Origin of the sequence: Pseudomonas simiae, from assembly GCF_900111895.1 — a bacterium.
GTDB classification, from domain to species: Bacteria; Pseudomonadota; Gammaproteobacteria; order Pseudomonadales; family Pseudomonadaceae; genus Aquipseudomonas; species Aquipseudomonas simiae.
The window spans coordinates 270,381-289,670 of sequence record NZ_FOKB01000006.1; the positions used below are offsets into that span (position 1 = coordinate 270,381).

Annotated in this window: 14 protein-coding genes and 1 pseudogene; 14 read left to right on the forward strand and 1 reads right to left on the reverse strand. The window is 61.2% G+C overall.

The window, feature by feature from the left end:
- The 14 genes and pseudogenes from hutH to BMZ57_RS20110 all read left to right on the forward strand — a co-directional run bounded on the left by hutH (position 1) and on the right by BMZ57_RS20110 (position 17,220).
- On the forward strand, positions 1–1,539 hold the full coding sequence (hutH, locus tag BMZ57_RS20045) for a histidine ammonia-lyase (protein ID WP_137205725.1): 1,539 nt from the start codon (positions 1–3) through the stop codon (positions 1,537–1,539).
- A 161-nt stretch (positions 1,540–1,700) separates the two neighbouring features.
- Entirely contained in the window at positions 1,701–3,110 is a 1,410-nt protein-coding gene (locus BMZ57_RS20050; protein ID WP_010213837.1) for an amino acid permease, read from the forward strand.
- A gap of 15 nt (positions 3,111–3,125) precedes the next feature.
- Entirely contained in the window at positions 3,126–4,331 is a 1,206-nt protein-coding gene (hutI, locus tag BMZ57_RS20055; RefSeq protein WP_010213836.1) for an imidazolonepropionase, read from the forward strand.
- Between the two features lie 12 nt (positions 4,332–4,343).
- A complete protein-coding gene (hutG, locus tag BMZ57_RS20060) occupies positions 4,344–5,144 on the forward strand; it encodes an N-formylglutamate deformylase (protein ID WP_069672825.1) in 801 nt (266 codons plus the stop codon).
- Positions 5,145–5,273: 129 nt separating this feature from the next.
- Positions 5,274–6,209 (forward strand): choline ABC transporter substrate-binding protein, encoded by a 936-nt coding sequence (locus BMZ57_RS20065; protein ID WP_069672824.1) that lies wholly within the window; start codon positions 5,274–5,276, stop codon positions 6,207–6,209.
- A gap of 153 nt (positions 6,210–6,362) precedes the next feature.
- Positions 6,363–7,292 (forward strand): alpha/beta hydrolase, encoded by a 930-nt coding sequence (locus BMZ57_RS20070; protein WP_021492177.1) that lies wholly within the window; start codon positions 6,363–6,365, stop codon positions 7,290–7,292.
- A gap of 103 nt (positions 7,293–7,395) precedes the next feature.
- Entirely contained in the window at positions 7,396–8,367 is a 972-nt protein-coding gene (gene pip, locus BMZ57_RS20075) for a prolyl aminopeptidase (protein WP_010213829.1), read from the forward strand.
- Positions 8,364–8,801, forward strand: coding sequence for a D-aminoacyl-tRNA deacylase (dtd, locus tag BMZ57_RS20080; protein WP_021492176.1), 438 nt, complete (start codon positions 8,364–8,366; stop codon positions 8,799–8,801). Before pip ends, dtd begins: the two co-directional genes overlap by 4 nt.
- Before the next feature lie 266 nt (positions 8,802–9,067).
- Positions 9,068–10,804, forward strand: a complete 1,737-nt coding sequence (locus BMZ57_RS20085) for a glucan biosynthesis protein G (RefSeq protein ID WP_010213824.1) — start codon at positions 9,068–9,070, stop codon at positions 10,802–10,804.
- Positions 10,797–13,369, forward strand: a pseudogene (gene mdoH, locus BMZ57_RS20090) (glucans biosynthesis glucosyltransferase MdoH); the annotation flags it as partial. The gene BMZ57_RS20085 and the pseudogene mdoH, both read left to right, overlap by 8 nt.
- A 184-nt stretch (positions 13,370–13,553) precedes the next feature.
- The gene (locus BMZ57_RS20095; protein ID WP_010213821.1) at positions 13,554–14,354 is read left to right on the forward strand and encodes a transporter substrate-binding domain-containing protein; all 801 of its coding nucleotides are present in this window, start codon (positions 13,554–13,556) and stop codon (positions 14,352–14,354) included.
- A gap of 219 nt (positions 14,355–14,573) precedes the next feature.
- Positions 14,574–15,371, forward strand: a complete 798-nt coding sequence (locus BMZ57_RS20100) for a transporter substrate-binding domain-containing protein (RefSeq protein WP_021492173.1) — start codon at positions 14,574–14,576, stop codon at positions 15,369–15,371.
- Between the two features lie 162 nt (positions 15,372–15,533).
- On the forward strand, positions 15,534–16,493 hold the full coding sequence (locus BMZ57_RS20105) for an amino acid ABC transporter permease (RefSeq protein WP_010213816.1): 960 nt from the start codon (positions 15,534–15,536) through the stop codon (positions 16,491–16,493).
- Positions 16,486–17,220: an amino acid ABC transporter ATP-binding protein gene (locus tag BMZ57_RS20110; RefSeq protein ID WP_010213814.1), complete on the forward strand. Its 735-nt coding sequence runs from the start codon at positions 16,486–16,488 to the stop codon at positions 17,218–17,220. Before BMZ57_RS20105 ends, BMZ57_RS20110 begins: the two co-directional genes overlap by 8 nt.
- A 16-nt stretch (positions 17,221–17,236) precedes the next feature.
- On the opposite strand, the gene BMZ57_RS20115 is transcribed toward BMZ57_RS20110, so the two are convergent.
- Entirely contained in the window at positions 17,237–19,144 is a 1,908-nt protein-coding gene (locus tag BMZ57_RS20115) for a methyl-accepting chemotaxis protein (protein ID WP_031290884.1), read from the reverse strand.
- Positions 19,145–19,290: the final 146 nt, after the last annotated feature.

The window sequence follows — 19,290 nt, forward strand, 5'->3', positions numbered from 1 at the left end:
ATGAATGTGACCGCGCTAAACCTGATTCCAGGTCAACTGAGCCTTGCCCAACTGCGAGCTATCTACCAGCAGCCGGTAACCCTTAGCCTGGATGACAGCGCCACGGCGCAGATCGAAGCCAGTGTTGCCTGCGTGGAGCAGATTCTCGCCGAGAACCGCACCGCCTATGGCATCAACACGGGTTTCGGCCTGCTGGCTTCGACCCGCATCGCCAGCGAAGACCTGGAAAACCTCCAGCGTTCCCTGGTGTTGTCCCATGCCGCCGGCGTGGGTGAGCCGATCAGCGACGCACTGGTGCGGCTGGTCATGGTGCTCAAGGTCAACAGTCTGAGCCGTGGGTTCTCCGGAATCCGCCGCCAGGTGATCGACGCGCTGATCGCGCTGATCAACGCCGAGGTGTACCCGCATATTCCTTTGAAAGGTTCGGTCGGTGCCTCCGGTGACCTGGCGCCATTGGCGCACATGTCCCTGGTGCTGCTGGGCGAAGGCAAGGCGCGCTACAAGGGCGAGTGGCTGGACGCGACCGAGGCGCTGAAAGTCGCCGGTTTGACCCCGCTGACCCTTGCCGCCAAAGAAGGCCTGGCGCTGCTTAACGGTACCCAAGTGTCCACCGCCTATGCGTTGCGTGGCCTGTTTGAAGGCGAAGACCTGTTCGCCGGTGCCCTGGCGTGCGGCGCGCTCACCGTGGAAGCGGTGCTGGGCTCGCGCTCGCCGTTCGACGCACGTATTCACGCCGCGCGCGGCCAGCGTGGGCAGATCGATTCGGCTGCGGCCTATCGTCATCTGCTGGGTGAAAGCAGCCAGGTGTCCCAGTCGCACCAGAACTGCGACAAAGTGCAGGACCCGTACTCCCTGCGCTGCCAACCACAAGTCATGGGCGCCTGCCTGACCCAGTTCCGCCAGGCCGCCGAGGTACTGGTGGTAGAAGCCAATGCCGTGTCGGATAACCCGCTGGTATTTGCCGCACAAGGCGACGTGATTTCCGGCGGTAACTTCCACGCCGAACCGGTTGCCATGGCGGCCGATAACATGGCGCTGGCCATCGCTGAAATCGGCTCCCTCAGCGAGCGTCGTATCTCGCTGATGATGGACAAGCACATGTCGCAACTGCCGCCGTTTCTGGTGGGCAATGGCGGCGTGAACTCCGGCTTCATGATCGCCCAGGTGACCGCCGCTGCGCTCGCCAGCGAAAACAAGGCGCTGGCCCACCCCCATAGCGTCGACAGCCTGCCGACCTCGGCCAACCAGGAAGACCACGTGTCCATGGCCCCAGCTGCGGGCAAGCGCCTGTGGGAAATGGCCGAGAACACCCGTGGCGTTCTCGCCGTGGAATGGCTTGCCGCGTGTCAGGGCCTGGACCTGCGTGAAGGCCTGAAAACGTCACCTGCGCTTGAAAAGGCGCGCGGGATTCTGCGCGGCAAAGTGGCGTTCTATGAGAAGGACCGTTTCTTCGCGCCGGACATCAACGCCGCCAGCGAGCTGTTGGCCAGCCGCTGCCTGAATGAGTTGGTGCCGGCCAATCTCCTGCCGAGCCTTTAAGCGCGACAGCGGACCATTGAGGGCGCTGGCTTGCCTGCGATAGCTATCTGTCAGTTGAAGCATGTGTGATTGATACACCGCCATCGCAGGCAAGCCAGCTCCCACATTTGATCTTTTGCAGATTCAGATTTTCTCGGGATAACAATAACTAGGGAAGAGAAATGCAACAGCAAGAAAAGGGTTTGAAACGCGGGCTCAGCGCCCGACATATTCGCTTCATGGCACTCGGTTCCGCGATCGGTACCGGGCTGTTCTATGGCTCCGCCTCCGCCATCCAGATGGCTGGCCCTGCCGTGCTGCTGGCCTACCTGATCGGTGGCGCCGCCGTATTCATGGTGATGCGCGCCCTCGGCGAAATGGCTGTGCACAACCCGGTGGCCGGTTCTTTCGGCCAGTACGCCAGCACCTACCTGGGCCCTATGGCAGGGTTCATTCTTGGCTGGACCTACGCCTTTGAAATGATCATCGTCTGCCTCGCCGACGTGACAGCCTTCGGTATCTACATGGGCTTCTGGTTTCCCGACGTCGCGCGTTGGGTCTGGGTGCTCGGCATTGTGCTTTTGATTGGCGGCCTGAACCTGTGCAACGTCAAAGTGTTTGGCGAAATGGAGTTCTGGCTGTCGTTGCTCAAGGTCGGCGCCATTGTGGCGATGATCCTCGGCGGTTTTGGCATCATGCTGTTCGGCATTCATTCGGCCGGTGAAACCCAGGCCAGCGGCCTCAGCAACCTGTGGGCCCACGGCGGCTTCATGCCCAACGGCATCGGCGGCCTGATCGCCTCCTTTGCAGTGGTGATGTTCGCTTTTGGCGGCATCGAAATCATCGGCATCACCGCCGGTGAAGCCAAGGACCCACAGCGCGTGATCCCCAAGGCGATCAACGCGGTGCCGCTGCGCATTCTGTTGTTCTACGTGCTGACCCTGTTTGTGCTGATGGCTATCTATCCGTGGCCGCAGATCGGCAGCCAGGGCAGCCCGTTCGTGCAGATCTTCAGCAACCTCGGCATCGGCTCGGCGGCGACCATTCTCAATATCGTCGTGATCTCGGCGGCCGTCTCGGCCATCAACAGTGACATCTTCGGCGCGGGTCGCATGATGTACGGCCTGGCCCAGCAAGGGCAGGCGCCCAAGGGTTTTGCACAACTGTCCAAACAGGGCGTGCCCTGGATGACTGTCGTGGTAATGGGGGCGGCGCTGCTTGGCGGCGTGGTGCTCAACTACCTGATCCCGGAAAACGTGTTTCTGGTGATTGCCTCGATTGCGACCTTCGCCACTGTTTGGGTGTGGCTGATGATCTTGTTCACCCAGGTCGCCATGCGCCGCTCGATGACCAAGGAACAGGTCGCCGAACTGAAGTTCCCCGTGCCGTTCTGGCCCTACGCGCCAGCGGCCGCCATCGTCTTCATGCTGTTCGTGTTTGGTGTGCTGGGTTATTTCCCGGACACCCAGGCCGCCTTGCTGGTCGGTGCCGTGTGGATCGTGTTGCTGGTCGTCGCGTACCTGCTGTGGGTCAAACCTTCGGCAGGGCAAGCGGCCAAGGTCCATTACGACGCGGCTTTGTCTCATCGATAACTTAGGGAGGCGTTGATGAAAACGCTTTGGCAACACTGCCACGTCGCAACCATGGCACAGGGCAACTACTCGATCATCGAGGATGCCGCCATGGTGACTGCCGGTTCGCTCATTGAGTGGATCGGCCCCCGCAGCCAGGTACCTACGGCAGATTACGCCCAGGTGCATGACCTGCAAGGCGCGTGGGTCACCCCCGGGCTGATCGACTGCCACACCCACACGGTGTTCGGCGGCAACCGCAGCGGCGAATTCGAGCAGCGCCTCGAAGGCGTGAGCTACGCCGAGATCGCGGCCAAGGGCGGCGGTATTGCCAGCACCGTGCGCGCCACCCGTGCCGCGACCGAGGATGAACTGTTCGCCAGCGCCCACAAGCGCCTGCGCAGTTTGCTGCGCGACGGCGTCACCACAGTAGAGATCAAGTCCGGCTACGGGCTGGATCTGGTCAACGAACGCAAAATGCTGCGGGTGGCCCGTCGCCTCGGTGAAGCACTGCCGGTCAGTGTGCGTGCTACGTGCCTGGCGGCCCATGCCTTGCCACCCGAATACAAAGACCGCGCCGACGATTACATCGACCACATCTGCGTCGAGATGCTGCCGGCACTGGCGGCAGAAGGTCTGGTGGACGCGGTGGATGCGTTCTGCGAATACCTGGCGTTTTCCACCGAGCAGGTGGAGCGCGTGTTCAAAGTCGCCCAGCAGTTGGGCCTGCCGGTGAAGCTGCACGCCGAGCAACTGTCGTCGCTGCACGGCTCCAGCCTGGCTGCGCGTTACCAGGCGCTGTCGGCGGATCACCTGGAATTCATGACCGAAGACGATGCCATCGCCATGGCCGCCTCCGGCACCGTTGCGGTGCTACTGCCGGGCGCCTTCTACTTCCTGCGCGAAACCCAGCTACCGCCGATGGATGCCCTGCGCAAGCACGGCGTGAAGATCGCCATTGCCAGCGACCTCAACCCCGGCACCTCGCCGGCACTGTCGGTGCGCCTGATGCTGAACATGGCCTGCACGCTGTTCCGCATGACCCCGGAAGAAGCCTTGGCGGGCGCCACCCAACATGCGGCCACCGCATTGGGCATGGGCGACACCCACGGCTCGCTGGAAGCGGGCAAGGTCGCGGACTTTGTCGCCTGGCAGATTGATCGCCCCGCCGACCTGGCCTATTGGCTGGGCGGCGAGCTGGATAAACGCGTCGTACGCCACGGCGTCGATGTCACTGTTTGAGGAGTGCTACTTGTGGATAAGGTTCTGAATTTCAAACAAGGCCGTGTGCCGCTGTTGATCAGCATGCCCCACGCCGGCCTGCGCCTGACGCCTGCTGTCGAGGCGGGGTTGATCCCTGAAGCGCAAAGCTTGCCGGACACCGACTGGCACATCCCCACGCTCTATGACTTTGCCGAAGAACTGGGCGCCAGCACCCTGGCGGCCGAGTACTCGCGGTTCGTGATCGACCTTAACCGCCCATCCGACGACAAGCCGCTGTACGCGGGCGCCACCACCGGTCTGTATCCGGCGACACTGTTTGATGGCGTGCCATTGTTCCGCGAAGGGTTGGAACCGAGCGAGGCCGAGCGCGCCAGTTACTTGCAAAAGGTCTGGGGCCCGTATCACCGCACGTTGCAAGAGGAACTGGCGCGGCTCAAGGCCGAATTCGGCTACGCCTTGCTGTTCGATGCGCATTCGATCCGCTCGGTCATCCCGCACCTTTTCGACGGCAAACTGCCGGACTTCAACCTCGGTACGTTCAACGGAGCCGCCTGTGATCCTGAGCTGGCCAACCAGTTAGAGGCCATTTGTGCCGCGCATCCGCAGTACACCCATGTGCTTAACGGGCGCTTCAAGGGTGGCCACATCACCCGTCACTACGGCGACCCGGCGCAGGATATTCACGCGGTGCAGTTGGAGTTGTGCCAGAGCGCCTATATGGAGGAGTTAGAACCGTTCCGTTATCGCCCGGATCTGGCCGAGCCGACTCGGGTGGTGCTGAAGCAGTTGTTGCAGGGGCTGTTGGCGTGGGGGCAGAAGCGCTACGGCTGACCGTCTGTCGCCTGGGTGCAAAACCCGGTCGCCACAGGTCGCTTTTGTCGAGGTCTCGCTGAGTAAGGTTGTGGATACGGCGCGTCAGACGCCACTCCTACAATAAAGCTGCCGAGTGAGACCTCCTCCATGAAACGACTGTTGTTGACCCTCACCGCCGCCGCGTTGCTCAGCGCCCATGCCATGGCCGCCGAACCGGCTTCCTGCAAGAACATCCGCATGGGCGTGGTCAGCTGGACTGACGTGGTCGCCACCTCCGGGATGGCCGATGTGCTGCTCAATGGCCTCGGCTACGACAGCAAACAGACCAGCGCCGTGCAGCAGATCATCTTTGCCGGCATCCGCGACAAGCGCCTGGATATCTTCCTCGGCTACTGGAAGCCCGCGATGGACAACAACATCGCGCCCTTCCTCGCGGCCAAGCAGGTCAAGGTGTTCGACACCCCGAGCCTCTCCGACGCCCAGGCCACCCTGGCCGTGCCGCAATACGTGGCCGATGCCGGCTTGAAGACCTTCGCCGATATCGCCCGTTTCAAGGACAAGCTCGGCGGCAAGATCTATGGCATCGAGCCAGGCAGCGGCGCCAACACCGACATCCAGAAAATGATCGACACCAACCGCTTCGGCCTTGGCGGCTTCAAGTTGGTCGCCTCCGGTGAAGCGGGGATGCTGGCGGCGGTGCAGCGTGCGGTGAACCGCAAGGAATTCGTGGTGTTCGTCGGTTGGACCCCGCACCCGATGAACATCAACATGAAGATGGCTTACCTCACCGGCAGTGAAGACGTATTCGGCCCCGACGAAGGCCGCGCTACCGTTTCCACCGTCACCGCCCCGGATTTTGCCGAGCGCTGCCCCAACGCCAATCGCTTGTTGGAAAACCTCACTTTCACCGCCGCCCAGGAAAGCCAGTTGATGGTGCCGATCATGGAGCGCGAGTCGCCCCAGGACGTGGCCCGGCAATGGCTGCGTGATCATCCTGAGGATTTGCAGCGCTGGCTGGCCGGGGTCACGGCGTTTGATGGCACGGACGGAGTGGCGGCCGTACAAGCCAGCCTGGAGCTCTGAGCCGAACCTGCCAGACCAGACAACACCGAACTCGTGTGGGAGCCGGGCTTGCCCGCGATAGCGGTGTATCAGGCAATGAATGCTTGGCAGGTACACCGCTATCGCAGGCAAGCCAGCTCCCACGTTGATCTCCAGCGTCAGGGATATTCGAGCATGTATCCGATTTCTCCAGAGTTGGCCGCTTTCGTTGCCAAAACCGCGTCCTTCACTGGCGACGACTCGTCGCTCGCCGGGATGCGCCAGGCCTACAACCACATGTGCCGGGCCTTCACCTCGCCCACGCCTGAGGGTTTGGCGGTCACAGACTTTTCCCTCGCAGGCAGAGGCGTGCGCAGTTACCTGCCGACCATGCTCGGTCCTGCTGATGGTTGGCCGTGCCTTCTTTATATACACGGCGGCGGCTGGGTGGTGGGCGGGCTGGATTCCCACGACTTCATCTGCGTCGAACTCGCCAGCGCTCTGCAAGTGCTGGTGATCGCCATCGACTACCGCCTGGCGCCGGAGCACCCTTTCCCTGCCGCTTACGAAGATTGTCGTGCCGTGTGGCGGGCGATCCAGGCGGGGCAGGGGCCGCATGCGATCAACCGGCAACGTCTGGTGGTGATGGGCGACAGCGCTGGCGGCAATCTGGCTGCGGCCTTGTGCCTGGGCCTGCGCGACGACGGCGAGCCGCAACCTCGGGCCCAAGTACTGATTTACCCAGGCCTGGGCGGCCCGGCGGATTTGCCCTCGCGCCGCGATTGCAGGGACGCGCCCCTGCTCAGCAGCGCCGACACCGACAGCTACCTGGCGCTGTACCTGCAGGGCAGTGGCAAACCGTCGCCCTACGCCATGCCGCTGCTGGCCGCAGACTTCAGCGGTTTGCCCAAGGCGTTCATCGCCGTGGCCCAGTTCGACCCCTTGCGCGACGACGGCATTTTGTACGCCGAGCGTCTGCAAGCGGCGGGTGTGACCGCCGTGCTGTATCCCGGCAAAGGCCTGGTGCATGGCTGCCTGCGCGCGCGGCGGCAGGTGCCGGAAGTGGACCGGCTCTACGATTACCTGCTGGATTACCTGGGCAGCGAAGGGCTGACACAGGTCTAAGCGCTCTAGGACATGCTCATTGCACAATTCGGGTTTATAGTGCCAGACGGCAAAATAAAAGACGTCCCCCCAGGGATGAACCCGACCCCCTACGGAGCGCGCAATGCAGACTTGGTACCCGCAGATCAAACCCCACGCCCGGCACGATCTGGCCGTCGATGACACCCACACGCTGTACGTCGATGAAAGTGGCTCCCCCGAAGGCTTGCCCGTCGTATTCATCCATGGTGGTCCTGGTGCTGGTTGTGATGCCCAGAGCCGCTGCTATTTCGACCCGAACCTGTACCGCATTGTCACCTTCGACCAGCGTGGCTGCGGCCGCTCCACCCCGCGCGCCAGCCTGGAAAACAACACCACCTGGGACCTGGTCGCTGACCTTGAGCGCATCCGCGAGCACCTGGGCATCGACAAATGGGTGCTGTTCGGTGGTTCCTGGGGTTCGACGCTGGCCCTGGCCTACGCGCAAACCCACCCGGAGCGCGTTCACGGCCTGATCGTGCGCGGTATTTTCCTGGCGCGTCCGCAGGACATTCATTGGTTCTACCAGGAAGGGGCCAGCCGCCTGTTCCCGGATTACTGGCAGGACTACATCGCGCCGATTCCGCCGGAAGAGCGCCATGACATGATCGCGGCCTACCACAAGCGCCTCACCGGCAACGACCAGATTGCCCAGATGCACGCGGCCAAGGCCTGGTCCGGCTGGGAAGGGCGCATGCTCGGCCTGTGCCCGAGCCCGCAGCATGTGGAGCGGTTTTCCGAGCCGCAACGTGCCTTGTCCATCGCGCGAATCGAGTGCCACTACTTCACTAACAACTCCTTCCTGGAGCCCAACCAACTGATCCGCGATATGCACAAGATCGCCCATCTGCCTGGCGTAATCATCCACGGGCGCTACGATATGATCTGCCCATTGGATAACGCTTGGGAGTTGCACCAGGCGTGGCCCAACAGTGAGCTGCAGGTGATTCGCGAGGCCGGCCATGCCGCCTCCGAACCCGGCATCACGGATGCCCTGGTGCGTGCGACCAGCCAGATGGCACGTCGCTTGCTCGACTTGCCGCCTGAAGAAGCATGAAGGGCCTGTTGCAACGGGTGCGAGGCGCCCGGGTCGAGGTCGCGGGCGAAATCGTCGGCGCCATCGACCAGGGTTTGCTGGTCCTGGTGGCCGTTGAGCCTGCGGATACGCCGGAGAGTGCCGATAAGCTGTTACACAAGCTGTTGAACTATCGGGTGTTCAGCGACGACGAAGGCAAGATGAACCTGTCGTTGAAGGATATCGACGGGGGGTTGCTGCTGGTGTCGCAGTTCACGCTGGCGGCGGATACCAAGAGCGGGCTGCGGCCAAGCTTCTCCACCGCGGCCCCGCCAGCCTTGGGAGCGGCGCTTTTTGATCACTTGCTGATACAAGCGCAACAATTGCATGGCAAGGTGGCGTCAGGGCGTTTTGGCGCCGATATGCAGGTGCATTTGGTCAATGATGGCCCTGTGACCTTTCTCTTGCAGACGTGAATGTATTAAAAACGACTTTTAATGCCTAAAAACGCAGGATTTCGCTACAAATACTTCGTTATCCCTGATGCGTTGTTTCGCGGGCTACTAGATAATCGCGCGCTACGGGGATCAGCGTTGTTTGGTCCATTTTGACTTAGGTAGAGACTTGTCCGACAACCACTGGGGAATCATTTTGCCCCACGGGAGTCGGAACAATGCTCGCCAACCTGGCATATAGATAGCTGGCCGTTGGTTTTTTGATCTGTTTTCGGCGAGGGTTGCTCGTGATTGTTAGTCCCTGTAATGCACCAAAATTGTCTGCCAAACGGTTACGAAACGCACTGGTGACGGGCTCCGCCCTGTTTTGCCTGTTCGGCGCGGGTCAACTGTGGGCATTCAGTCTGGATGATGTGTCGGCCAAGGCAAAAGAGCTGGCCGGGCAGAAATACGAAGCTCCGCGCAGCAATCTGCCGAACGAATTCCGCGAAATGAAGTTCGCGGACTACCAGAAGATTCGTTTCCGCAACGAAAAAGCCGAGTGGGCCGATCAGAACACCCCGTTCAAGCTGTCCTTCTATCACCAGGGTATGCACTTTGATACACCGGTGAAAATCAACGAAGTCACCGCCGACAGCGTTCAGGAAATCAAATACGACCCGACGCGCTTCGATTTCGGCGACGTGAAGTTTGATCCCAAAGCCACCGAACAGCTGGGTTATGCCGGCTTCCGTGTGCTGTACCCGATCAACAAGGCCGACAAGCAAGACGAAATCATGACCATGCTGGGCGCGAGCTATTTCCGCGTGGTCGGCAAGGGCCAGGCGTATGGCCTGTCCGCCCGCGGCATGGCGATCGACACGGCATTGCCGTCCGGCGAAGAATTCCCGCGTTTCACCGAGTTCTGGATCGAGCGTCCAAAGCCGGGTGAGAAACAACTGGTGATCTTTGCCCTGCTGGACTCTCCACGGGCTACGGGTGCTTATCGCCTGATCCTGCGTCCGGGCACCGACACCATTGTCGACGTGAAATCCCAGATGTTCCTGCGCGACAAAGTCAGCAAACTGGGCGTTGCCCCGTTGACCAGCATGTACCTGTTCGGCGCGAACCAGCCTTCCAAAGTGCTGAACTACCGCCGTGAACTGCACGACTCCAGCGGTCTGTCGATCCATGCCGGCAACGGCGAGTGGATCTGGCGCCCCCTGAACAACCCTAAACACCTGTCGGTCAGCAACTTCACCGTAGAGAACCCGAAAGGTTTCGGCCTGCTGCAACGCGGTCGCGACTTCAGCCACTACGAAGACCTGGACGACAACTACGACAAGCGCCCAAGCGCCTGGATCGAGCCTGAGGGCGACTGGGGCAAAGGCACCGTCAACCTGGTGGAAATCCCGACCGCCGATGAAACCAACGACAACATCGTTGCGTTCTGGAGCCCGGCAGAGCTGCCTGAAATCGGCAAGCCACTGGACGTTTCCTATCGCCTGCACTGGACCATGGACGAAAAGGCCCTGCACCCGAGCGACAGCGCCTGGGTCAAGCAGACCCTGCGCTCCACCGGTGACGTGAAGCAATCCAACCTGATCCGTCAGCCGGATGGCAGCGTGGCCTACCTGGTGGACTTCGAGGGCCCGTCCCTCAAGGCTTTGCCGTCGGATGCCGCGGTGCGTAGCCAAGTCAGTGTCAGCGACAACGCCGAACTGGTTGAAAACAGCGTGCGCTACAACGAGCACACCAAAGGCTGGCGCCTGACCCTGCGCATGAAGATCAAGGACGCAGGCAAGCCGACCGAAATGCGCGCAGCGCTGGTGCAGGACGTTCCGCCACCTGCCCCTGAGCAGGACTCGAGCCACGTGCTCAAGGCCGACAAGGTCCTGGCCAAGCAGCACGAAAAACAGGCCAAGAAAGACGCGAAAGACAAGGAAGCCAAGCAGCCAGAAGCTGCCCCAGCCACACCGGAGCCGATCAAGACCGAACAAGTCCTGACCGAAACCTGGAGCTATCAGTTGCCTGCCGATGAGTAACTCTCAAGTCCAGCCAGAAACTCTGCAGGAGTATCTGGCGCATCTACCGATGACCGCTGAGCAGCGCGCCGAACTGGCGGGCTGCACATCCTTCACCGAGTTGCACGAACGCTTGTCGTCGTCGACCTTTGACGCGCCTGGCGATGCCGCACAGGCGTCGGTCGGCACGCGGTTGACCCTGAGCACGGCCGAAGAGCTGCAAGACGCCGAAATGCTGGCGCTCGACGCCGCTGGCCGCGTGTGCCTGAAGGCCACGCCGCCGATCCGTCGTACCCGCGTGGTCCCGGAGCCATGGCGCACCAATATCCTGGTGCGCGGCTGGCGTCGTATCACCGGGCGCAGCAACCCGCCTGCTCCGCCAAAGGATGAGCGTGTATTGCCGGCTGCGCGCTGGCGTACCGTCGGCTCCATCCGCCGTTACATCCTGCTGGTGCTGATGATCGGCCAGACCCTCGTCGCCGGTTGGTACATGAAAGGCATCATGCCGTACCAGGGCTGGTCGCTGGTGGACTTCGACGAAATCCGCAACCAGACCCTGCTGCAAACCGCCACCCAGGTACTGCCATACGCCCTGCAAACCAGCATCCTGATCATGTTCGGGATCTTGTTCTGCTGGGTGTCGGCCGGTTTCTGGACTGCGCTGATGGGCTTTCTGGAGTTGCTGACTGGCCACGATAAATACCGCATCTCCGGTAAAAGTGCCGGTGACGAGCCGATTCCCAAAGACGCCCGTACCGCGTTGGTGATGCCGATCTGCAACGAAGACGTGCCTCGGGTATTTGCCGGTTTGCGCGCGACGTTTGAGTCGGTGGCCGCCACCGGTGACCTGGATCGCTTCGACTTCTTCGTGCTCAGCGACAGTAATGACGCCGACATCTGCATCGCCGAGCAGCAAGCCTGGCTCGACGTGTGCCGTGAAGCCGGTGGTTTCGGCAAGATCTTCTATCGCCGTCGTCGCCGTCGCGTAAAGCGCAAGAGCGGCAACCTCGACGACTTCTGCCGTCGTTGGGGCGGTGACTACAAGTACATGGTCGTGCTCGACGCGGACAGCGTGATGAGCGGCGAATGCCTGACCAGCCTGGTACGCCTGATGGAAGCCACGCCGGACGCGGGGATTATCCAGACTGCGCCGCGTGCGTCGGGTATGGACACGCTGTATGCGCGCATGCAGCAGTTCGCTACCCGTGTGTACGGCCCGCTGTTCACCGCCGGCTTGCACTTCTGGCAGCTGGGTGAATCCCACTACTGGGGTCACAACGCGATCATCCGCATGAAACCGTTTATCGAGCACTGCGCCCTGGCGCCGTTGCCGGGCAAAGGCGCGTTCGCCGGTTCCATTCTGTCCCACGACTTCGTTGAAGCTGCGCTGATGCGTCGTGCTGGCTGGGGCGTGTGGATTGCCTACGACCTGCCAGGCAGCTACGAAGAACTGCCACCGAACCTGCTGGATGAGCTCAAGCGTGACCGTCGCTGGTGCCACGGCAACCTGATGAACTTCCGCCTGTTCCTCGTCAAGGGCATGCACCCGGTGCACCGTGCGGTGTTCCTGACCGGCGTGATGTCCTACCTGTCGGCGCCGTTGTGGTTCCTGTTCCTGGTGCTGTCCACGGCGCTGCTGGCGGTAAACACCCTGATGGAGCCGCAGTACTTCATGGCACCACGCCAGTTGTACCCGCTGTGGCCGCAATGGCACCCGGACAAGGCGGTGGCGCTGTTCTCCACGACTATCGTGCTGCTGTTCCTGCCGAAACTGCTGAGCATCATCCTGATCTGGGCCAAGGGCGCGAAAGAGTTCGGTGGCAAGTTCAAGGTGACCTTGTCGATGCTGCTGGAGATGTTGTTCTCCATGCTGCTGGCGCCGGTGCGGATGATTTTCCACACTCGCTTCGTACTTGCCGCGTTTCTCGGCTGGGCTGCGACCTGGAACTCGCCGCAGCGTGACGACGACTCCACCCCATGGAGCGAAGCGGTCAAGCGCCACGGTCCGCAAACCCTGCTGGGCTTCCTGTGGGCGCTGCTGGTGGTGTGGTTGAACCCGAGTTTCCTGTGGTGGTTGGTACCGATCGTGGGTTCGCTGATGCTGTCGATCCCGGTGTCGGTGATCTCCAGCCGTGTCGGTTTGGGCCTCAAGTCCCGTGACGAGAGCCTGTTCCTGATCCCTGAGGAATACAATCCGCCGCAAGCGCTGTTGTCCACCGACAAGTACACCCACGAAAACCGTTGGCACGCGCTGAACGACGGCTTCGTGCGTTCGGTGGTCGACCCGCAGCAGAACGCCCTGGCCTGTGCCCTGGCAACCTCGCGTCATGCCCAGGCCGAGCCGATCGAGTACCTGCGTGCCGAGCGTGTGCGTCACGCGTTGAAAGTCGGCCCTGCCGGCCTCAACAACGCTGAACGCCTGGCCTTGCTCAGTGACCCGGTGGCCCTTGCCCGCCTGCACGAGCAGGTCTGGAGCGAAGGCCATGCCGAGTGGCTCGCCGCCTGGCGGGATTCGATCAAGGCTGACCCGCACGCGCCGTTGCTGCCGTTGCAACCGCTGTTGTCCCAGGCCCAACCGGCCTGATTCAGACGCCCCCGAGGGCTCACCTCGGGGGTGTTTTAAGCGCTGTTCCTACAGCGTCTTCCGCTTCTTCCCCTCCTGCGCCAACCCCTTGTTTTTTCGAAACAAAAGACCTCGTTTGAGGCGTATTGCCGTGCCCGTCGCTGAGTTAGCATCGCCCCCGTATTTGACTCGCCACAGGGATAATCCATGAGCAAAAGCTATTGTTCGGCGCTGTTGCTAAGTGCTGTCGCGTTGATTCACATGGGGCTGGCGCAGGCAGGCGCGATTGATGACGCCGTTCGACGCGGCGTGCTGAAAGTTGGTACCACGCCCACCTATGTGCCCTTCGAAATGACCGATAAACAGGGCCGTATCGTCGGTTTTGAAATCGACCTGCTTAACGTGATGAGCCAGGCTCTGGGGGTAGAGCTTGAAATGGTCTCGATGCCTTACACCGAGCTGGTGGCGGGGTTGCAGGCGAAGAGTTTCGACCTGATCGGCAGCGGCATGACCGTCACTCAGGAGCGCAACCTCAAGCTGAACTTCAGCGACTCGTTCATTGTGGTCGGCCAGTCCGTGTTGTTGCATCCACGCCTTGCGGGCAAGGTCGCCAGTGTCGAGGACCTGGACGACGCCAGCTACCAGATCGCCACCACCGAAGGCACTACCGGCGAGGCGGCGGCGCGACGGTTCCTTGGGGCGGCCCGAATCAGCAGTTTTTCGACACCGGAGGAAGGGGTACGCCAAGTGGTGCAGGGCAAGGCGGATGCTTTTATTCATGACGCGCCCTACAACCTGATCGCCCTGAGCCGCCCGGAAAACGCCACGCTGCTGGCACTTGAGCAGCCGTTCACGTTCGAGCCGCTGGCGTTTGGCGTGAAAAAAGGTGATGTCGACAGCCTTAACTGGATCAATCATTTCCTCAACCAGATTGCCCAGGACGGGACCTACGATCGTCTGCATGACAAGTGGTTCAACGACACTGCCTGGCTGGCGGAGATCGAGTGAAAGTCATAACTGCTTACACATCAAGTCGTTGCCTCAATCGCTCACGCACGTGTCTACGCCTGCTCTTTGCTGCCCTGTTGTGGGGCCTTTCCGACATACGCCGATAACAAATAGCCGTGAAACCTTTGTGACAGCAGGGGAGTGGGTTAGGATCGCACCCCGAAATGGTGCAGCCCTTTCGCGCGCCGACCTTATAAGAATCGTTCAGGGGACTTGATGATGAAAAAGTATCTTTCGATGCTGCTGCTTGGCGTCACCGCGCTGGTCGCGGTCAATGCGGCCCAGGCCGGCGCCATCGACGATGCGGTCAAGCGCGGTACGCTGAAAGTCGGCATGGACCCGACCTACATGCCGTTCCAGATGACCAACAAGCGTGGCGAAATCATCGGTTTCGAAGTGGACATCCTCAAGGCCATGGCCAAGTCCATGGGCGTCAAGTTCGAGCCGATCTCCACCGGCTACGACGGTATCATCCCGGCCCTGCTGACCGACAAGTTCGACATGATCGGCAGCGGCATGACGCTGACCCAGGAACGCAACCTGCGCCTGAACTTCAGCGAACCCTTCATCGTGGTCGGCCAGACCCTGCTGATCCGCAAGGAGTTGGAAGGCACCATCAAGTCCTATAAAGACCTGAATGACGAGAAATACCGCCTGACCTCAAAGCTCGGCACTACCGGTGAGATGGTGGCCAAGAAGCTGATCTCCAAGGCCAAATACCATGGCTACGACAACGAGCAGGAAGGCGTGCTGGACGTAGTCAACGGCAAGGCCGACGCCTTTGTGTATGACGCGCCGTACAACGTAGTGGCGGAGAAAAAGGTCGGTAATGGCAAGCTGGTGTACCTCGAAGAACCCTTCACCTTCGAACCCCTGGCATTCGGCCTGAAGAAAGGGGACTACGACAGCATCAACTTCATCAACAACTTCCTGCACCAGATCCGCAACGACGGCACCTACGATCGCATCCATGACAAGTGGTTCAAGAGCTCCGAGTGGCTCAAGGACATGGAATAAGGCTTAAGACCGAGTCGCGCCCTTCGCGAGCAAGTCGAACGTCGCCCCCACATTTGACCGAGTTCCAACATGAGAATGCGATCGAATGAGGGAGCGGCGGTTCGACGGTTCGACTTGCTCGCGAAGGCAGCCTCACAGGCGACACACACCCTGGAACCAGAAATGAAACAGAAAAAAGCCCAATGGCCCTGGCACCTGCTGACCGTGGTCGTGCTGGTCGGCCTGGCTGGCGCCCTGTACTACGCCACCTCGCTGATGTCCTACGAGTGGCGCTGGAACCGCGTGCCGCAATACTTCGCCTATCAGGCCGAAGTGTCCCAGCGCGCCGAGGACATCTCCACCGTCGTTGAGTTGGTGCGCAAAGGCGACGTCGCCGAAGTGACTCTGCGCAACGACGCGGGCGCCGAGCAAAAGCTGACCGTTGCCGACAACAGCCTGCAAGTCGCGCGTGGCGACGACGTTGCCGAAGGCGATGTGGTGGGCGTGACCCGCCATTGGGCATTGGGCCCGCTGATGTGGGGGTTGTGGACCACGCTGTGGCTGTCGGTGGTGTCCGGCATCCTTGGGTTGATCATCGGCCTGGCAACCGGCCTGTGCCGTTTGTCCAGCAACCCGACCCTGCGGGATCTGTCGACGATCTACGTCGAACTGGTGCGTGGTACGCCACTATTGGTGCAGATCTTCATTTTCTATTTCTTTATCGGCACGGTGCTCAACCTGTCCCGCGAATTCGCCGGGATCGCCGCGCTGTCGTTGTTCACCGGCGCGTATGTGGCGGAAATCGTCCGCGCCGGCGTGCAGTCCATTACCCGTGGCCAGAACGAAGCCGCGCGGTCCTTGGGCCTGAGCGCCAGCCAGTCGATGCGTCATGTGGTGTTGCCGCAAGCGTTCAAGCGCGTGCTGCCGCCGTTGGCCGGGCAATTTATAAGCCTGGTGAAGGACACATCACTGGTCTCGGTGATTGCCATTACCGAACTGCTCAAGAGCGGCCGCGAAGTGATCACCACCTCGTTTTCGCCGTTTGAAATCCTGTTCTGCGTCGCAGGCCTGTACCTGCTGATCAACCTGCCGCTGTCGAAAATGGCCAGCCGGCTAGAGCGGAGGCTCGCGCAAAGTGATTGAAGTCCGCGATCTGGTAAAAGTCTTCGACACCCGTGGCCATGTGGTCCGCGCGGTCGACAACGTGACCACCCAGGTGGCCAAGGGCGAAGTGCTGGTGGTGATCGGCCCGTCCGGCTCCGGCAAGTCCACCTTCCTGCGTTGCCTCAACGGCCTGGAAGAATTCGACTCGGGATCGGTGAGCATCGACGGCCTGCAACTGGCTGACCCGAAGACCGACGTGAACGCCTATCGCCGCGAAGTCGGCATGGTGTTCCAGCACTTCAACCTGTTCCCGCATATGACCGTGCTGGAAAACCTGTGCCTGGCGCAGAAGGTCGTACGCAAGCGCAGCAAGAAGGAGAGTGAGGCCAAGGCCCTGGCCTTGCTGGAAAAGGTCGGGATTGCGCAGAAGGCCAACGAATTTCCATCACGCTTGTCCGGCGGCCAGCAGCAGCGGGTCGCGATTGCCCGGGCCTTGGCAATGGACCCCAAGGTCATGCTGTTCGACGAGCCCACCTCGGCGCTGGACCCGGAGATGGTCGGCGAAGTGCTGGATGTGATGAAGACCTTGGCCCTGGAAGGCATGACCATGGTCTGCGTCACCCACGAAATGGGCTTTGCCCGTGAAGTGGCAGACCGGGTGCTGTTCTTCGATCACGGCAAATTGCTGGAAGATGCGGCCCCGGCCGAGTTCTTCGATGCGCCGAAGGACCCCCGGGCCCAGGCGTTTCTGCGTCAAGTTCTGTAGGACTTGGTCAGGGCGGTCAGACCTTGAACTGCCCCACGCACTGCTGCAAATCCGTTCCCAGTCGCGCCAGTTCGATGCTCGCCGCTGCCGTCTGTTCGCTGGCGGCGGCGGTTTGCTCCGAGGCATCGCGAACTTTCAATACACTGCGATTGATCTCTTCGGCGACCGCGCTTTGCTCTTCGGCGGCTGCCGCAATCTGTGGGTTCATTTCCTGGATGACCAGGACTGTACGGGCGATTTCGCTCAGGGCGTCCCCGGCATTGCGTGCCAGGCCGACGCTGTTGTCGGTCAGCGTGCGGCTGTAGTCCAGGATATCGGCGACTTGCTGCGTGCCACTGTGCAAGCCACCAATCAACTCTTCGATTTCCTCGGCGGACTGCTGGGTCCTTTGAGCGAGGCTGCGTACCTCATCGGCGACTACCGCAAACCCTTGGCCAGCCTCGCCGGCCCGTGCGGCTTCTATCGCGGCGTTGAGCGCCAGCAGATTGGTCTGCTGCGACACGGACTTGATCACATCCAGCACGCTGCCGATCTTCTGGCTCTCCCGTTGCAACGCCAGCATGGCCTGGCTTGAGCGTGCCATCTCATGGGCGAGGTGCTCAATTTGCGCCACGACATCCGTCACGACCTGATCGCCCAGGTCAGTCTGGTGATTGGCCTGGCCGGCGGCAATCGAAGCCTGCTCGGCATGGCGCGCAACTTCCTGGGCGGTGGCCAGCATCTGATTCATGGCGGCTGCCACCTGCTCGGTTTCCTCTCGCTGATTACTCACCCCCGCACGGGTTTGTTCGGTGATGGTGGAAAGCTCCTCGGCAGCGCTGGCGATTTGCTGCGCGTTATCGCTGATATTGCCAATCAGCCCGCGCAGGTTCAGCGTCATCTGAGTCATGCTGTGTTGCAGCTGGCCCAACTCATCCTTGCGACGGGTCTGCACTTCGTGGCTCAGATCGCCTTCGGCAATGCGATTGGCCACTGACAGGGCTTTGCGCAGCGGTGTCACTATTTGTCCGGCAATCACCCAGGCGGCCAGGATGCCCAAAAGCAATGCGGCAGCGGTCACGCCGAGGGTTTGGGTGCGGGCTTGCTCGGCTTCGTGGTCGCGTCGCTGGGTCTGATCCTGGCTCAACAAGTCACTCTGCCCGAGTAACTGATCCAACTGCTGCTCCAACTGGTTTTGCGATTTTTCGGTCGTAAGCTGTGCTTCCTTGAGGCGTGTCAGGCGGGTGCGGATCTCGAGTACGGCATTTTTCAGTGCGGTGCTATCGACCGGCAGCTTCGCGACGGCCGCCTGGGCGAGTTCGAGGTTGCGCTCTGCGTCGTTCACGGCCTGGGCATAAGCATCCAGGGAACTGGCAGCCCAGGCGGGGCTTTGGGCTCGATCTTCCGCCTGCTCTATGGCCTGGCGCAGGTTTTCGACGGCGTCGAGGGCTTTTTCGTCTTCTTGATCAGGCAAGTCACTGGCCAGTTGCGCCAGCACGTCGCCGGTCCGCGTGGAGCTTTGTTTCAATTCTTCGCGGGTGTTTTCGCGTGTTTTAACCAGCGAAGGCACGTCCTTGAGTGTGGTGTTGAACGTTGCGCCAATACGCGCCATCTCTTGCAGATACTCAATGGGTTTTGGCGCTATCAGTCGGTTGGAAAGCGCCTTAAGGTGTCCATCGATTTTCTCCATGCTCGCGCTCAACCTATTGAGGCTATTGGCATCGTCAAGGGTGCGGTAGAGGATTCTGTCAGCGCGCAATTCCTCACCTGCCACCGCCAGTTGCGCGAGCACGGTCAGCGTTTGCGAACGGTAGAGGGAGGCCGCCAGGGCTTGCCAGCCTGTTACGGCAATGATGAGGCTCAGGGCCAGTACCAGGGAAAAGCCCAAGGCCAGTTTGAGGGTGACACTGGCGTCACCCAACAGGTGAGTCATTCGACGAAGCATGATCAACCTCCGACAAGTGAGTAGCGGGCGTTATCGTCGTGTCGGGCACCGCAGGTGCGCGCACACATTGACGTGACTTGAACGCTAGCTCTCTTGGCGGTCGGGTGAGCCTGATAAACGTGTAGGAAATTTCACAGACTGAAGGC

Bases quoted from the DNA above. Each gene is read 5' to 3' on its own strand.
- pip (WP_010213829.1), top strand. From the start codon at position 7,396: ATGCAGACTTGGTACCCGCAGATCAAACCCCACGCCCGGCACGATCTG.
- hutI (WP_010213836.1), top strand. From the start codon at position 3,126: ATGAAAACGCTTTGGCAACACTGCCACGTCGCAACCATGGCACAGGGC.
- BMZ57_RS20105 (WP_010213816.1), top strand. From the start codon at position 15,534: ATGAAACAGAAAAAAGCCCAATGGCCCTGGCACCTGCTGACCGTGGTC.
- BMZ57_RS20050 (WP_010213837.1), top strand. From the start codon at position 1,701: ATGCAACAGCAAGAAAAGGGTTTGAAACGCGGGCTCAGCGCCCGACAT.
- hutH (WP_137205725.1), top strand. From the start codon at position 1: ATGAATGTGACCGCGCTAAACCTGATTCCAGGTCAACTGAGCCTTGCC.
- BMZ57_RS20095 (WP_010213821.1), top strand. From the start codon at position 13,554: ATGAGCAAAAGCTATTGTTCGGCGCTGTTGCTAAGTGCTGTCGCGTTG.
- BMZ57_RS20065 (WP_069672824.1), top strand. From the start codon at position 5,274: ATGAAACGACTGTTGTTGACCCTCACCGCCGCCGCGTTGCTCAGCGCC.
- BMZ57_RS20100 (WP_021492173.1), top strand. From the start codon at position 14,574: ATGAAAAAGTATCTTTCGATGCTGCTGCTTGGCGTCACCGCGCTGGTC.
- BMZ57_RS20115 (WP_031290884.1), bottom strand. From the start codon at position 19,144: ATGCTTCGTCGAATGACTCACCTGTTGGGTGACGCCAGTGTCACCCTC.
- BMZ57_RS20070 (WP_021492177.1), top strand. From the start codon at position 6,363: ATGTATCCGATTTCTCCAGAGTTGGCCGCTTTCGTTGCCAAAACCGCG.
- dtd (WP_021492176.1), top strand. From the start codon at position 8,364: ATGAAGGGCCTGTTGCAACGGGTGCGAGGCGCCCGGGTCGAGGTCGCG.